We start from the raw sequence: 16,694 nt of genomic DNA on the forward strand, positions 1-16,694 counted from the left end.
GAGGCCGAGGCTTCTTCTTCCCCATGCTCTCCATGATGGACATCCTCCCGGGGCAGAACCCCTGATCTCGGATGTCCGCCAAAGCGGATCAAGCCCAGGCGTCCGGCAGGAGCCTGGTCACACCCGGGGAGCCGGAGTCGGACATCGCACTCGCCTGCCTGCCTGCCTGCCTGTAAGGAAAGTAGAGTGAAAGATCGGTCCGCTCATCTGTGCCCGAACAACGAGGTCGCCATGCAGCCCACGGAAACACCCCCGGACGGGCACGCCGAGGTACGTATCGTCGCGGCCTCCCCCGAGGTCGCCCGTCGCGTCGCGGAGGTTCTCCGCCAGTGCTTCGCCGCCTCCGAGCAGCGCAGCTATCCCGCGGACAGCCAGGGAGGGACCCGCCTCCAGCTCACCGTGGACACCACCCGCCCGGCAGAACCGGCACGGTCCTGGCTGGAGACGAGCCGCTCCTCGGAGGACGACCGCCGACGGAAGTGAGCCGACGTCCAGGAGCGGTCCGTTCGGCCTCTTCGGGGAATAGCGTGAACTCATCACCGGACGGCTGACCTCGCGCAGAGGTGCAGGGATCCGGAGACAGGTTTCGCGCGATGTCCGCTACCACCCCTCATCCCCCGCTACGGGCCGTTCCCTTCAGGGTAGACGCGTAGGCGAGTGCAATCGCAAAGTAGGCGCACCCCGAAAGCGTCACAGGAACACGGACCGCATGAGGCGCCGACCGCATCGTGCCCGACAGCGCAGCCGATCTCACGACGAAGCCGCACCGGAGCGCTCCGGTGCGGCTTCGTCGTCTCACGGCTCCGCGCAGAGGTCCCGTCAGGATGGACACCGGCGGGGCCGCACCGTATCACCCGTCTATCACACAGCCATCACCAACTGGGCGGCCCCTCACGGACCAGGAGGCCCTGACCTGGGATTTCACGCCCGTGCTGGACTGGCGTAGACGTCCCTGGACGGTCTCTACAACCTGTGCCAGGTGGTACCCAGGGAGGGACCCAGGATCAGGACGGGAGCCTCTTCCGGCCCGTCAAAGCGGTATTGCAAAGTGTTCGTCACGCTCTCACTCACGTCCTGCACGCTCTCACATCTCACACAGGCCCTATGACGCGGGCTGTGAGGATATGAGCTGGATCAGGTGAAAGACCTCGCGGGCGACGTGCGGAAAGAAGATCGGCTGAGAGATCCGGATCTCGCCGATCGCGAGTCGTTCAGTGGGCAACAGGACACGCACTGCGGTCAACAACGGCCTGACATCGCTGTGGCTCCTGCCGAACGAGAACTCTCTCGCCATCGATCGGGCGCCTTGGGCCAGGCTGAACGTCCAGCGATGGCAGGACATGGGCAGTCGGGACGCCTTGCGCGTCTTGGTGACACGGCGTGGCTCGACACCCTTCCGCGCCGCGATGCGCACGATCCTGCGGCACCACCCGGCACGGCAGCGGTCCGGGACCGCTGGCGTCTGACGGGTAGACATACCATGTCTACCGAGGGATCAATCGGCAGATCGCTGTGCAAAAAGGGATGCACGCCCAGTTGAAAGGCTGCTTTCATCCCTGCACGCCCGTTGACACGGGCGGGGTGAGTGCCGCAACTTCATGCGTGACATCCGGCACACGCGGCTCAGGGGTCTCCGAGAAGTCCAGGAGCCGAAAGGTTCACGCGGCGGTGCTGCCGTACGGGAACGGAGTTGAGGACATGCCGTCGGGAAACTGCTCCGCCAGGAGCCCCCTGGGGTCCGCGGACCCCGTCGCCCTTCGCAGCCGGTGACGCGCTCCAACTACCCGTTTCACCGCGGACATCCCCGCCCGCACGCCGTGACGCCGAGTCAACCGCCCGCCGCCCGCGTCCGGTTCGGGGCGTGTCGCATACGGCGCACTCCCGCCAGCGGGGTGCGCCCCCTGGTCACCGGCCCTGGTCTCCCACCACAGCTCTGACGGAGGTAGTACCCCATGATCAACAGACGCCAGTTCCTGGCGAGCGCCACGGGTGTCGCGGCGGCAGCGGCCGCAGGCAACGTCCTCGCCGCCGGCACCGCCCGGGCCGCGACCACGTACACCCCCACGTGGGCCTCGGTCGACCAGCACACCGCGGCTCCCGAGTGGTTCAAGGACGCCAAGTTCGGTATCTACTACCACTGGGGCGTCTTCAGCGTGCCCGCCTACGACAGCGAGTGGTACCCGCGCTTCATGTACGTCAGCGGGAGCAAGGCCAACGCCCACCACATCGCCACGTACGGCGACCCGTCGGCCTGGCCGTACCACAACTTCATCAACGGTGCGAACGACCTGAACGGCAACTTCACCAAGTTCGCGCCGAAGCTGAAGTCCGCGGGCGGGAACTTCGACCCGGACGAGTGGGCGCAGCTCTTCGTCGACGCCGGCGCCCGGTTCGCCGGCCCGGTCGCCGAGCACCACGACGGATTCTCCATGTGGAACAGCTCGGTCAACGAGTGGAACTCGGCCGCCAAGGGCCCTCAGCTCAACCTCCTCCAGTTGTTCACGGACTCCATCCGCGCCAAGGGGCTGAAGCTCCTGGTGTCCATGCACCACGCGTTCAACTTCAACGGCTTCTACGACCACGTACCCGCGCAGTCCGACCCGAGCCTGCAGAAGCTCTACGGGCAGTTGGGCACCGCGGCCGAGAACCAGCTGTGGTACGACAAGCTCAAGGAGGTCATCGACCTCGCCAAGCCCGACATCATCTGGCAGGACTTCGACCTCGGCAAGGTCGACCAGACGCAGCGGCTGAACTTCCTGTCGTACTACTACAACCAGGCCGAGGCGTGGGGCCGCGAAGTCGTCGCCACCTTCAAGGACGGCTTGAACAGCCACGGCGAGGTCTTCGACTACGAGCGCGGCGGCCCCGGGGACATCACCGCCCCCTACTGGCTCACCGACGACAGCATCTCCAGCTCCAGTTGGTGCTACACGAACGGCATCGGCTACTACAGCACCCAGCAGATGCTGCACTCACTGATCGACCGGGTCAGCAAGAACGGCAACATGCTGCTCAACATCGCCCCGATGGCGGACGGCACGATCCCCCAGGCCCAGAAGGACATCCTCCTCGGCATCGGCGACTACCTGAAGCGCTTCGGCGAGTCGGTCTACTCGACCCGGGCCTGGACCACGTACGGCGAAGGTCCCACGCACATGGGCGGCGGCGCCTTCACCGCCCCGAAGGTCGGCACGGCGCAGGACATCCGCTTCACGCGGAACAAGAACAACACCGTCCTGTACGCCACCGTCCTCGGCTGGCCGGGCAGCACACTGACGATATCGTCGCTCAACTCGGCCAGGATCAACGTCAGTTCGCTGACCTCGGCGAAGCTGCTGAACTCCACCGCCGGCACGTACACCAACCTGCCCGCCCCCACGCAGGACTCGGCCGGGCTGCACGTGACCCTGCCGTCGTCGTCGGCGCCGTTCTCCGCCCTCGCCTACGTCGTGAAGCTGACCTTCTCCGGCCCGATCCCGGCCCTGAAGCCGCTGTCCGGGGCCGTGGTCTACCAGGACGTCAACTACCTGGGTGGCTCCTCCGTGCTCCAGGTCGGCACCTACAACGCCGACCAGCTGGCGCTCGCCGGCCTGCCCAGCCGCAGCCTGTCCTCGCTGAAGCTGGCCCCCGGCTATCAGATCATCGCCTACTCCGGTGACAACTTCACCGGTACCGCCTGGACCTTCTCCACCGACAACGCCGACCTGCGCGGCAGCGGCAACAACGACGCCGTCGTGTCGATGAAGGTGCAGCTCAACCCCTCGGCGTGGTTCAAGATCACCAACGTCACCGACGGGCTCGTGCTGGACAGCGGCGGGAATGTCCCCAGCGGCTCCAACCTCAAGCAGTGGACCTGGAACGGCAGCACCAACCTGCAGTGGCAGGCCGTCGAGCTCGGCACCGGCTACTACAAGCTGGTCAACCGCGCCAACGGCATGGTCGCCGACGGCGGCGGCGCCACCACGAACGGCTCCCCCGCACTGGAGGCGACCTGGACCGGTGCCAACAGCCAGCAGTGGCAGCTCAGGTACCAGGGCGGCAACAGGTACTGGATCCGCAACCGCGCCACCGGCCTCGTCCTCGACGGCGGCGGCGACGTGCCCTCGGGCTCCGTGACCAAGCAGTGGTCCGGGAACAGCAGCACCAACGTGCAGTGGACCTTCACCGCGGTCTGAGCGGGTAGGAAGGGCGGGGGCCGGGGCAGCCGCTCCGGCCGCTGCAGCACCCCTATTGAGACACGCCCTGTGGCTCGGTGACATCCGGTCAGATGGGTCTCATAAGAGGAGCTCTGCCGATTTCTCTGTCAAGTTCAGCGTGTTGAAGAGCCTCGCCCTTCGGGCGAGGCGATGAAGCTGTGACGGCCTCGTCCTGGGGCACCCATCCGGCTGTCCGGTCGGTCGGGCCGCTTGGCGGTTGTCGCGGCGAGGATCGTGGAGGCCACCAGGGCAAGTGTCACCAGGGCGGCTCCCGACAGCGTGAAGGCGGCCTTCACTCCGACCAGGGAGATGGTCGTCGACGCGATGAACGGGGAGACGGCGAGGGCGCCGGCGATGCCGGCCTCCCACAGACCGAGGGCCTTGGCGAGGTGGCTGTCCGGGATGCGTTGTTGTACCAGGGCGATCAGTGGGATGTCGGTCAGCGCTGAGGCGAGCCCTGTCAGCGCGAGCAGAGCGGCTGCCATGACAGGAGAGGTGGCCAGGCCCAGCGGAAGTCGGAAGATACCCAGCAGGGCCCAGGCGAGTAGGGCGGCCAGGGCGAGTCTGCGGATCGCAATCCTGGAAAGGAGGAGGGCTCCGGCAACCTCCGCCAGCCCGGCGATGCCCAGCAGCAGTCCGTATTGGCCGCCCTGCCCCACCAGGGCCACCAGGCCGACCGTCAGGAAACCGCTGGTGAGGGTGAGAGCGAGGACGAAGGTCACGATCACCAGCAGTACGTCCGGCTCGGACCGCACTGCTCTGAGGCCCGCCGCCAGGTCGGAGCGAAGCCCGGTCGGGCGGCCGCGGTGGGCGGGAGCGCGGACCCGGAGGGCGGCGACGGCGGCGGCCGAGAGCAGAAAGGTCAGTCCGTTGAGTGCCACAGCGGTCGTCAGGGAAGCAACGGCCAGCACTGGCGCGAGTACGAGCGGACCTACGAAAAAGGCGGCACGGAAGGCTACTTGGAGCAGTCCGTTGGCCTGCTGCAGAAGAGCGGGCGGCACGATCTGCGGCACGATGGCGTTGCGGGCGGGAGCGAAAGGGGCCCCGACCAGGGCCAGCAGCGCTGTCGCTGCCACCAGCACGGTCAAGTTCATCGATCCGAACGCGAACATTCCCACGGCGACAGCCACCAGCGCCGCCCGGAGAATGTCCGTGAGGATCATCAGACGTCGTCGGTCGTAGCGGTCGGCGTAGGAAGCGGCAACGAATGTCGCCAGAAATGCCGGCGCGTACGCGGCCACGGTGACCAGCGCCACCGCCGCCGGATCATGGGTGAGCGACCAGGCCAGCCAGGCGGTGGTAGCGGTGAACATGCCGTCACCGAAACGTGAAATGCCCTGACCGGCGAACAGAAGCAGGAAGTTCCGGTCCTTCAGGAGTGTCATGCCCCTACTGTCGGAACGAGCGACGCACTTGATCAACTGATTGAGAATGACGCTAATCAGTGGGGTCGCTCGCGTGCAGGAACGCCTCCAGGCTGGGGGCAAGAGCTGCCACCTGCTCCGGGACCAGCCGGTACAGCACGTAGTAGCCCTCGCGGCGGCGCTCGACCAGACCTGCCTCGCTCAGCAGGCGAAGATTCTTGGAGAGACCGGCCTCGGTGATTCCGACGAGGGGGGCGAGCTCCTGCGTGCTGCGCGGCTGTTCGGCGATCAGCCTCAGGGTACGCAGGCGGGTGTCGTCGGCCAGCGCCCTGAGGATGCCCGTCAGCCGCGCCGGGGGGATACGCGGGCGGGCCTCCTGGACGATGGAGGACGCGGGAAACACCAGCCCGAGGGGCCAGGGGCCGTCACAGTTGACGCGAACGTGCGGCCATACGTAAGCGCTGGGGGCGAGGACGAGCTGCTTTTCTGGCGTGATCTCGACGTCGTGATCGTGCGGTCGCTCCAGCCAGACTCGCCCGGCCTCGGGTTCGCTGCGCACCTCCGGCCACAGGCCACGGAACAGGGTGTACAGACCGTGCTCGGCGATCTGACAACCGGCTTCGGCGACGCTCTCGGCGAGACCCGGCTCGATGCGCTGCCACTCGTGTGAGAACGCTTCCTCCCAGTAGCGCTCCAGCATCCTCAGAAACCGCTCCAACAGCGAGGCAGGCTCGTCGAGCAGCAGCCTGGCCAGCCTCTGATCGCCTGCTGCCCCTGCCTGCTCGTCCAGTCGACGGCGGACTTCGGGTTCGTCGAGGGCAGCGGGGTTCCTGCCGGGCCCGCCTCCCAACGGCTGACCACCCAGCGCGACTGCGAACTCCAGCCGCACCAGCTCCGGGTCGACCGAGCGCAGTCGTCGCAATTCGTCCTCGAAGCCGAGCAGCTCACCCGTCGGCGACGGGAAGAAGAACTCCGGAAAGTAGGAACGGAAGGCGAAGGAGAACACGTCGATCTCGCGCTTCAGCGTCGGCGACAGCCTGCGCATGGCCCGTACCCAGGCGTGTTGGACGGGATGATGCTTGGGTTCCACCAGCACGTGCAGGCTCAGCACCGCCTCCATCGACGGCGAGTACGAGAACCCCACGAGTTCCGCGCCGGACGCGGGGATCCGGAAAGTGATGGTCATGGCGACATCATGACCGCGAGCCGACTGCCTTTGCTGGGACCGGCGGTCGTCTGCGCGCGGCCCACCTCCCGTACCTGGGCCGCCCAGCGTGTGAGGAGGGCCCGCTGGGCTTTTCCGTCCTCGCGCGGAACACCCGTGCGGATCGACCCGGCGAAGGCCGGGGCCTGCGCGGGACAGACCGGAAGGCGACACCACCGTATTGATCGGTGGCGCGCCTTCTGCCTGCGGCGGTCGGCGCTGCGGCCGTCACGCCACATCCGGCGCCGTCACGAGCAGAGCTGATAAACCGTCAGTCGGAGATCCGGCGTCTTCTCCAGATCAGAATCGCCTCGCCCACCATCGCAAGGAGCAACAGCACAAAGCAGCACCCGCAGCCGAGCAGGCCGGCCGCGACCAGGTAGAGCGAACCCGGATCCGTGCACGCCCAGGTGGACGAGCAGCTGACGGTCCGCGGGCCCGCCGGCGGCCCCATCGCCTGCCAGCCGATGACGACGCAGAGCACGGAGACGACGGCCGCGGCGGACAGCAGGACCCACCGGACCCGCCGGGCCCCCCACCACGACAGGATCCATCCCACGACGATCGCCGCCGGCAGGATGTACACGTAACCGGGGACTATGCCCACTTTGAATCGCTCCGCGACATCGAGGTCCGGCCGGTCTGCCGCTGGGTGACGTGGTTACCCATGTCGATCAACCCTACTGTCGGGTGCTTGACGGTCGGCAGGTCACCCGTCGGCTTCCGCGATTTACCGCCTCCGCCGCTGCCTGCCGGCTCGGGCATGGGGTCACCGTCGCCGGGGCGGTCGCCGCACTGCTGCGGCCCATCACTTGACAGGGCCAACCGCCTGGCCCATGTCAGGTCAGGTGTCGGTGGCGCCCGTGCGAGCCCACGGGGTGCGACCTGCAGCTTCACTTCGGTCGCTGCCACACCACATGGCGGGACAGCATCGGCCACCGCGCCGCCTCCCGCAAGCACCGAGGCGCCGCAGCCGCTGCCTTCGAAGCCCGTCTCCATCTCGCTGAACGGACAGCAGGGTCGGACAACGGGCTCGCACCAAGGCTACGGCCTGGCCGGTTCCGAGGAGAGGGTCAGATGGCCTCGATCACCTGTTGGGAAGTACCGGCTGGGTGACCCGTGCCCTACGCAGCCGTGCGGACAAGTCATCCAGCACCTCTGCTTCGGAGTCGACCAAGTAGAAGTGCCCCCCGGGGAACACCTTGACGCTTGATTCACCGATCGACGCATGCGACCACGCATACGCCTCCGAGACGGTGACGTCCGGATCGCTGTCTCCCACATAGATCAAGAGCGGGCTCTTGATGGTCCGGCCGGGCTGAGGACAGTGGTTCTTGATCATGCGCAGGTCCGCGCGGAGGGCCGGAAGCAGCAGCGGGCGAAGGTCCTCGTCGTCGTACGCCGCCGAGTTGAGGCTTCCCAGAGACTTGGCGAAGTCGATGACCGATTCGTCGTTGTCATCAGGCAGGTCGCGCCCCCCAGTGCCGGGGCCACTACGGCCGGAAACAACGACCATGGCTGGGCCCCGGCCATGCTCCCCCTCCAGCAGCAAAGCAACTTCGAAGGCAAGGGCTGCACCCATGCTGTGCCCGAACAGAACCAGGCCGCTGTCGAGCAGCGGGGCCAGCTCTGCGGCGATTTCGCCGGCCATCTCGTCCATGTCCTCGACGAACGGTTCCGTGATCCGGTCCTCCCTGCCCGGATAGCGGACCGTCAGCAGTTCGACATCGCCAGGCAGCCCACGGCGCCAGCTTCTGAAGGTGCTGGCGGAACCTCCGGCATGGGGGAAACAGACCAGACGCTGCTTGGGTCCGGCGACCGTGCCGAACCGCCGCAGCCATACCGCGGCGTCAGACGCATTCACAGACATTCAGGTGTGCTCCAGCAATGAGTTGCATGGTGAGATCACAATCACCTTACATTGATCGTGACGTCGAGCAAGGCGGCGCAGATCACCGCAGAAATATGAGTGGTTTCATCCATCGATATCCACCCACAAAAAGCGATCGCTCGCGGCCTGCTTGATGTGAGCTTGATTCACTCATCGTTTCGCAGTTCCGGTCGGCTCCTCGCTTTTAGCCTCATCGCCTTCCAACAGACCTGCCGGTTTCGGGAGTACGCGCCGACGCTGCTCGGGTCGTGTTGCCAGGTACAGTGAGCCGACGACGAGAATGCCGACGCTCAGATAAACCAGATCTCGGTAGGGCAGCACATCAATCAGCGTGACGCCGACGAAGATACCGACGCCTTGCATCCCGGTCATGATGAAGCTCGCCGCTCCGGTCACCCGGCCCAGCAGCTCATTCGGGGTATACAGCTGAAACGCCGTCATCGAACTGACCACGACCGGCGCCAGGCACAACCCGAAGGTCGCGGCGGCGGCGATCACCACCGCACTGTTCGGGACTGCGACGAAGCCGGCGGCGACCGCGCACAATCCCAAGCCAACCGCCGCCGTCCGACCGGGTCCGGCACGTTTGATGAGCGCCGGCGCGAGCAAGCCTCCGATCAGCCCGGTCAGGCTCATGACGGTGACCAAAGTGCCCACCCAGGTCGCGGGACGCCCCAGCCCGACGGTCACCACAGCGATGCCGAGCGTCTCGTAGAAGCCCATCGCGAAGAAGGCGAGTGCCAGAGCGAAGGACAGGTGACGCAGCAGCGGCGCGGTCAGCAAGTACCGGAATCCGACCACGACCTGCTGGCTCCAGCTCTCCCGGTTCGCCCCCCGGACCGGCTTCGGGTCGTCGATCCGCACCAGCGACCAGCACAGCACCGACACACCGAAGGTGGCCGCGTCGACAACGGCCAGGGTGTGCCCGCCCCAGGCAGCCAAGACACCCAGCCCGATCCCGGGGGTGATCAGCCGAGCGGCCTGATTCAGCGCCTCACTGAGCCCGATGGCCGTACTCACGAGTTCCGCGGGCATGAGTTGCTCTCGCAAGGCGACGAAGGCACCGGAAGTGATCGCAGAGCTGATCCCGTAGAGGAACATGATCAGGTAGATCAGCCAGACCTGGCCCCGGCCGTCCACAGTGACGAGGGACAAGATCAACAGCGCGGTGGCCACCTCGGTGAACATCAGCAGCCGTTTGCGTCGGAACCGGTCGACCAGTACTCCGGTGACGGGCGAGAGCATGGTCCCCAGAGTCAGGCAGAGGATGACGACGCCGGCCTGCGCGGTCGACCCGGTCAGTTCCTTGACCCAGATGGAAGCGGCGAGCCAGAAGGCATTGTCGCCGATCATGGTCACCGTATTGCCCAGGATGCACAGACGCAGGTTACGGATGCGGAATAGTTCGCGCATGAAGTTTCAGTCCTTTGGGTGGGCCGGCTCTGGCCCTTCTGGGGTTCCGGTGCGCTGGATCACGCGATCGACCGCATCGGGGTCTGCGGCCTGATCGACAGGACATCGAAACTCCGCGACAGGATCGCCTGCTGAAGACTGCGCAGCCGGTGGCTCGGGGCGAGCCCAGACTGCTCGCTCAGCGAGTTGCGAATCGACGAGTAAACCCGCAACGCCTCGCTGGGGCGTCCAGCGTTGTACAGAGCGACCATCAAATATTCGTGGACTCGTTCACGGGAGGGGTACTCCCCCGCCAACGCATAGAGTTCTCCCACCAGTTCGGCATGCCGCCCGAGGTTCAGGTCGAGTTCTATCGACTTCTCGTAGGAGGTTATGTACAGCTCGTCAAGGCGCCGCGCCTCCGCCATCAATCGCGGCGTGCAACGGACGTCAGCGAGGGCCCTCCCGCGCCACCGTTTCAACGCCTGGCGCAGCAGTGCCGAGGCGCCTTCCACATCCCCCCGGTCCTCACGTCGGCCGGCCTCGTCCCGCTCTTGCTCGAACTGTTGCAGATCGCTGTCGTGGCCGGCCAGGCTGAAGACATATCCCGGGGGGCGGGTGAGAATGGATGACTGCTCGGAGCGTGAACCACTCTCGCCCAGGATCTTACGGAGATTGGAGATATAAACCTGAAGTGCCGTTGTCGCGGTCCGGGGCGGGAACCCGTCCCAGAGTTCCTCGATCAATTGATGGGTGGACATCATGCGGTTGGGCCGCGCCAGGAAATTCGCCAGCAAGATCTTCAACTTCAGGGCGCCAGGTGCGCATGACCGACCATCACTGTCGACCAGCGACAACTGCCCCAGGATTCCGAACTCCATACCTCTGCTCCCCGTGTGGATAGTGCATGCGTACTTGGACGTGCCGGCTATTCGGCCTCGGCGGGGCTGAACCCATCGCCAAGGCCGGGCATGTGGAATCCCAGAAAGGGAAGCCTGCCTGACCGCTGTCTCCGCGCCGTCAGGCTCCCCTCAGCGAAACGGCGATGATTGGCACGATGTGCGAGAGCGAGTCCGGGCTCATCATCGCTTCGTGCTCGTATGGCACGGAATGCTTCACGATGCCACCGTCGGTGTGCGGGAGCCATTTGTCCGCCGCCGTGGTGTCACCGGTCCTGGCCGGGTCCGCGGCGATGTACAGCACCCGCGAGGTGAGACGGCGGGGCTTGAAGTCACCCAGGATCCGTTCGTTGTTCTCTGCGGTGTCGACCAGCGCGTTGATCCGTGCTTCGTCTCTGTCTCGCCAATCGGTCTGGGTGCGGCGCAGGAAGTTGATCACATCGGTGCGAGTGAGCTGACTGGCGGTGGCATCCCTGCCGGTCTCAGCGCCGACCACGTCCCCGGGCTTGTGCCCGAGGCCCTGCAACAGCAGCTCGAGCGTCTCGTGTTCCACGATCGACTCATTGGATGCGACTGTGTATTCGGCGCTCGCGTCGAGCAGCGCGAGCAGCGACACCTGCTCGCCCTGCTCCTCGAGCTGCACCGCCATCTCGTGCGCGACGTTCCCTCCGAACGACCACCCGAGCAGGCGGTACGGCCCGTACGGCTGCACCGTGCGCATCTGCGCCACGTAATCGGCGGCCATCTCCCCCACGCTCCCGGGTTGCCGCTCCGGCTGCAGCAAGCCCCGGCCCTGGAGACCGTAGACCGGGTGGTCCGGCCCAAGCCGGTCCGCCAAGCCCTCGTAGGCCCAAGCGAGGGAGCCCAACGGGTGGACGCAGAAGAGCGGTGCCGAGCTGCCAGTGATCCTGAGCGGCAGCAGCACCCCGTAGGAGTCCTCGGGATCGTCCACGTCGAGCCGCTCTACCAGTCCGGCCACTGTCGGAGCATCGAACAGAGCACGGATCCCCAATTCGACACCCATGACCGTTCGGATCCGGCTGATGAGGCGGGTGGCCAGCAAGGAGTGGCCACCGAGTTCGAAGAAGTTGTCGTCGATGGTGACCTGCTCGACGTCAAGTGCTTCTGCGAACAGGTCACACAGCTGCTTTTCCTGCGGGGTGCGCGGGGCACGGCCGGTCGTGCTGGTGGTGAACTCGGGAGCGGGCAGGGCCCGCCGGTTCAGCTTCCCGTTCGGCGTCAACGGCAGCACATCCAGCACCATGACCGCGGAAGGCACCATGTAGTCCGGCACCATCTTCGCCGCATGCGCCCGCAAGGCTTGCGGGTCGAGTACCGCGTCGGCGGTGGGGACGGCGTAGCCGACCAGCCGCTTGTCACCGGGCCGGTCCTCCCGGACGACCACCGCGGCCTGGGCGACGTCGGGATGGGCGGCCAGGACGGACTCGATCTCGCCCAGCTCGATGCGGAAACCCCGCACCTTGACCTGGTCGTCGATACGGCCGAGGTACTCGATCTCACCGCTCGCATTCCACCGCACCAGGTCCCCGGTGCGGTACATGCGCGAGCCGGGCTCCCCGAAGGGGTCGGCGACGAACCGTTCCGCCGTCAGACCCGGACGCTTCACATACCCGCGGGCCAAACCGTCACCGGCGATGTACAACTCACCCGCGACGCCCACCGGTGCCGGGCACAGGCCCGCATCCAAGACGTACACCTGCGTGTTGGCGATCGGAGCGCCGATCGAGGACACCCCGCCGGCATCCCCACGGACCTCATCTGCCGTGGACCAGATCGTCGTCTCGGTGGGCCCGTACAGGTTCGTCACCGACGCCGTCCGGGCCACCAACGTGCGCGCCAGCTCACCCGGCAGCGCCTCACCACCCACCAGCGCCCGCACCCCGGCCAGCTCATCCGCGGCATCGACCACCACCGCATGCCACAGACTCGGCGTCGCCTGCACCACACTCACCCCAGCCGAAGACACCAGCGACCGCAACGCCAGCGGATCACGCACCTGCTCCGACGCCGCCAGCACCACAGCGGCACCGTTCAACAACGGCAGATACAACTCCAGACCCGCGATATCGAAAGCAATCGTCGTCACCGCCAGCAACCGGTCACCCACACCCAGACCGAACCGCTCCTGCATCGACCACAGGAAATTCACCAACGCCCGATGCTCGACCACCACGCCCTTCGGCCGACCCGTCGAACCCGACGTGAAAATCGCGTACGCCGGCACGCGCGCACCCCACGGAGCAACCCGCTCGGCATCGGACAGGTCGCCCGCCGCCCGCACATCGATGGCCTGCCGCACCGCCGGATCATCCAGCAGGATCCGGGTGGTGTCGGCCGGCAGCTCGACCCCACTGTCCCCGACCGTGATCACACACATGGGGTCCGCGTCGTCGAGGATGTAGGCGATCCGGTCGGCCGGATAGTCCGGGTGGGATGTCACGGCTGGTGTCGTTCCACTGCTTGAGTACGAGGCTCTGCCCGGTGTCGTCGAGGACGGGCAGGGTGTGTACGGGAGTGTCGTCCAGAGCGTGGACCAAGTGGCCGGTGGCCGTGTCCAACAGGGACAGCACCAGGTCCGGGTCGATCGGGTCCACGCACTGGACAGTGAACACGAATCCGTCGCCGGTGTCGTCCACCGTGACCGTCAGCGGGTAGTTGGTGCGCTCCTGAGCGAAGAGGATCTCGATGCCGTCGGCCTCGGTGTCGGTGTCCACCGTGCTGTGGCGGTAGTTGAACAGGGCGGTGAACAGCGGAGCTTCGGCAGGCACGCCGCTCATGCGCTGGACCAGTGCGAGGGGGGCGTGCTCGTGGACCAGCAGTTCCGCGAGATTGGCTTGTGTGCTCTTGATGGCCTCGCCCAAGTTGTTGCTGGTGTCGAGGCGGACCGGCAGGGTGTTGATGAACAAGCCCGGGATCCGGTCCGCGCCGGCACCAGCCTGCATACGGCCGAACAGGACCGTGCCGAAGACGACGTCCTCACGACCCGACGCCGAGGCGACCACCCGCGCGAACATCACGTGCAGCACGGTCGCCGCGCTCACGCCGAGACGCCGCGCCATCTCGCGTACCGCTGTGGCGGTGGCCGCGTCGAGGGGCTTACGGGCCTCGGCGATCTCGGTGCCATCACCCCGTACATCGGTGATACCGAAGGGCGCGGTGGGTTCCGTTACGTCGCCGAGTTGACCGGCGAAAAACGCCTCGTGCTCGGACGCCGGGATGCCCAACCTCGCCTGGGCTACGAAGTTCCGGAATGGCAGCGGCGGCGGCAGTTCTTTCTCCCGGCCTTCGAGGAATGCCTGGACCTCCGTGAAGAGGACGTCCACCGCCGTGTGATCCTGGATCAAGTGGTGCACCTGGATCAGTGCCATCGAACCCGTCGTGGTGACTCGGACCATCGGTGCTGCGGTGATGTCCATCACCGAGCCTGTTACCGCCAACAAGTCCTGCACATCGGTGACTTGCGTCAGTTCGTGTACCGGGATCTCCGTGTGCCTGTGGACCACCTGGACCGGCTCGCGCAACCCCTCCCACAACACGGCCGTACGGAGAATGTCGTGCCGGTCCACCACCCGCTGGAGCACGGCGACGAACTCGTCCAGCCGGGCACGTGAATCGAACCCGAGCACCATCGGCAGGACGTACGCGTCCTCACCCGACGCGGCACCCATCAGGTGATGGAAGAGAATGCCCTCCTGGAGCGGGGCCAGCGGATAGATGTCCGTCACGTTGGCCACGCCGCCAGGAACTTGGGCTACGACCCTGTCGATCTCCTCCTGCGACAGCCCCGCCAACGGCACCATCTCCGGCGTGATCACTTCGACGCCCTCGACGATCCCGTTCGGAGGGATCAACAGGTCCTTGTCCGTGGTCTCCAGACCGGACGCCAGCCCCGCCACCGTGGGCGTGACGAACAACGACCGCACCGGCACCGACAACCCACGCTCACGGAGCCGCTCCACCAAAGACACCGCCAACAGCGAATGCCCACCCAGCTCGAAGAAGTTGTCGTCAATGGACACCCGGTCGATCCCGAGGACCTCCGCGAACACCCCGCACAGGATCTCCTCCTGTGAGGTGCGCGGCGCACGTCCCTCCGTGCTCGCCGTGAACTCGGGCGCGGGAAGCGCCCGTCGGTCCAGCTTTCCGTTCGGCGTCAGGGGCAGCACGTCCAGCAGCACGATCGCCGACGGGACCATGTACTCCGGTACCGCCCTCGCCACGTGGGCCCGCAGGACTTGCGGGTCGGCGGTGGAGACGGCGTAGCCGACCAACCGCTTGTCGCCGCGGTCCTCTCGTACGACCACTGCGGCCTGGTCAACGTCGGGGTGGGCGGCAAGGACGGACTCGATCTCACCCAACTCAATACGGAAACCTCGTACCTTGACCTGGTCGTCGATGCGGCCGAGGTACTCGATCTCGCCGTTGGGGTTCCATCGGACGAGGTCTCCGGTGCGGTACATCCGTGAACCGGGATCGCCGTACGGATCGGCGACGAAGCGTTCCGCTGTCAGGTCGGGGCGGTTGAGGTAACCGCGCGCCAGACCGGCGCCCGCGATGTACAGCTCCCCCGCCACGCCCACCGGTACGGGGCTCAAGCCGTCGTCGAGGACGTAGGTGGACACATTGTCGATCGGGCGGCCGATCGGCGGCGTGGTCGCGGTGTCCGTGTCGGTGTGCCAATAGGTGGTGTAGACGGTCGCTTCGGTCGGGCCGTAGATGTTCGCGACCCGGGCCCCGGGCATCGCCGCACGGATGTCACGGACCGTGTGCGCTGCCAGCGCCTCACCGGCCAGTGCCACCGCACGCGGACGGGCACCGCTCAACGTGCCTGCCAGCAGATGCGAGAAAGCCGAGGGCACGCCACTGACCAAGCTCCCGGACAGTGTGTCGGGGTCCAGGTCGGGCAGGGACAGCAGGTCCCGTACGACCTCGATGCTGCCGCCGGACACCAACGGGGCGAAGATCTCGAAGACGGAGACGTCGAAGTTGAGGGAGGTGGAGGCCACGACCCGGGACAGCTCCGCGAAGCGGAACCTGCGATCGGCCCAGGCCAACAGGTTGGCCACCGACCGGTGTTCGACGACGACACCCTTCGGGCGGCCCGTCGAACCCGAGGTGTAGATCACGTACGCCGGTGTGCCCGGGTCCAAGGACACCGGCAGCTCCGCTTCGGAGTCACCGTCGAGGGCATCGAGGAAGATCCGGGCAATGCCGGCCGACACCTCGACTCCGCTGCCCTCGACCGTGATCACGCACATCGGGGCGGCATCTTCGAGGATGTAAGCGATCCGATCCGCCGGGTAACCGAGGTCAATGGGTACGTACGCCGCACCCGTCTTGAGGACCGCCAGCAGCGCGATGATCAGGTCCGACGTGCGGGGCAGGGCGACGGCGACGAACCGTTCCGGCCCCGCGCCCCGCGCGGCCAGGAGTCGGGCCAGGCGGTTCGCCTGCTCGTTCACCTGGCGGTACGACAGCTCCTTGCCGTCGAAGACCAGCGCCGTGGCGTCCGGTGTCCGCACGGCCTGCTGCTCGAACAGCTCGGGCAGGACTGCACCCGGGATGCCATGGCCGGTGTCGTTCCATTCCTGGAGTACCAGGCTCAGTTCGGCGTCGTCCAGGATGCGTGCCCGACTGACCGGCTGCTCCGGGGCCGCCAGGACCTCCTCCAGGAACCGCGCAAGCCAGCCCGCCATCCGCTCGATCGTGGGCCGGTCGAACAGGTCC

Annotated in this window: 11 protein-coding genes; 2 read left to right on the top strand and 9 right to left on the bottom strand. The window is 66.7% G+C overall.

All coding sequences use genetic code 11. The features are described from left to right. The first annotated feature begins 231 nt into the window (after nt 1–231). Nucleotides 232–483 (top strand): hypothetical protein, encoded by a 252-nt coding sequence (locus IG99_RS42235; RefSeq protein WP_037684159.1) that lies wholly within the window; start codon nt 232–234, stop codon nt 481–483. 619 nt (nt 484–1,102) lie between these two features. On the opposite strand, the gene IG99_RS49350 is transcribed toward IG99_RS42235, so the two are convergent. Further along, entirely contained in the window at nt 1,103–1,414 is a 312-nt protein-coding gene (locus tag IG99_RS49350; protein ID WP_158973369.1) for a hypothetical protein, read from the bottom strand. A gap of 538 nt (nt 1,415–1,952) precedes the next feature. On the opposite strand from IG99_RS49350, the gene IG99_RS42245 reads away from it, so the two are divergent. Next, entirely contained in the window at nt 1,953–4,175 is a 2,223-nt protein-coding gene (locus tag IG99_RS42245; protein WP_037684161.1) for an alpha-L-fucosidase, read from the top strand. A gap of 134 nt (nt 4,176–4,309) precedes the next feature. On the opposite strand, the gene IG99_RS42250 is transcribed toward IG99_RS42245, so the two are convergent. From IG99_RS42250 to IG99_RS51170, 8 genes are all read right to left on the bottom strand, one after another. Continuing rightward, a complete protein-coding gene (locus IG99_RS42250; RefSeq protein ID WP_037684162.1) occupies nt 4,310–5,581 on the bottom strand; it encodes an MFS transporter in 1,272 nt (423 codons plus the stop codon). Between the two features lie 52 nt (nt 5,582–5,633). After that, nucleotides 5,634–6,746 carry an ArsR/SmtB family transcription factor gene (locus IG99_RS42255; RefSeq protein ID WP_037684164.1) on the bottom strand — a complete coding sequence of 371 codons (1,113 nt, stop codon included), beginning with the start codon at nt 6,744–6,746 and terminating at the stop codon, nt 5,634–5,636. 289 nt (nt 6,747–7,035) lie between these two features. Further along, entirely contained in the window at nt 7,036–7,371 is a 336-nt protein-coding gene (locus IG99_RS42260) for a hypothetical protein (protein ID WP_037684169.1), read from the bottom strand. Between the two features lie 480 nt (nt 7,372–7,851). Further along, nucleotides 7,852–8,634: a thioesterase II family protein gene (locus IG99_RS42265; protein WP_037684171.1), complete on the bottom strand. Its 783-nt coding sequence runs from the start codon at nt 8,632–8,634 to the stop codon at nt 7,852–7,854. 171 nt (nt 8,635–8,805) lie between these two features. Further along, nucleotides 8,806–10,068 carry an MFS transporter gene (locus IG99_RS44615; protein ID WP_051866596.1) on the bottom strand — a complete coding sequence of 421 codons (1,263 nt, stop codon included), beginning with the start codon at nt 10,066–10,068 and terminating at the stop codon, nt 8,806–8,808. A gap of 59 nt (nt 10,069–10,127) precedes the next feature. Then, nucleotides 10,128–10,928, bottom strand: coding sequence for an AfsR/SARP family transcriptional regulator (locus IG99_RS42275; protein WP_051866597.1), 801 nt, complete (start codon nt 10,926–10,928; stop codon nt 10,128–10,130). A gap of 139 nt (nt 10,929–11,067) precedes the next feature. Next, the gene (locus IG99_RS47080; protein WP_234312157.1) at nt 11,068–13,374 is read right to left on the bottom strand and encodes an amino acid adenylation domain-containing protein; all 2,307 of its coding nucleotides are present in this window, start codon (nt 13,372–13,374) and stop codon (nt 11,068–11,070) included. Then, complete coding sequence (locus tag IG99_RS51170) at nt 13,274–16,663, bottom strand: non-ribosomal peptide synthetase (RefSeq protein WP_158973370.1); 3,390 nt, start codon at nt 16,661–16,663, stop codon at nt 13,274–13,276. Before IG99_RS51170 ends, IG99_RS47080 begins: the two co-directional genes overlap by 101 nt. Nucleotides 16,664–16,694: the final 31 nt, after the last annotated feature.

This window comes from Streptomyces griseus subsp. griseus (assembly GCF_000720255.1).
GTDB lineage: Bacteria > Actinomycetota > Actinomycetes > Streptomycetales > Streptomycetaceae > Streptomyces > Streptomyces griseus_I.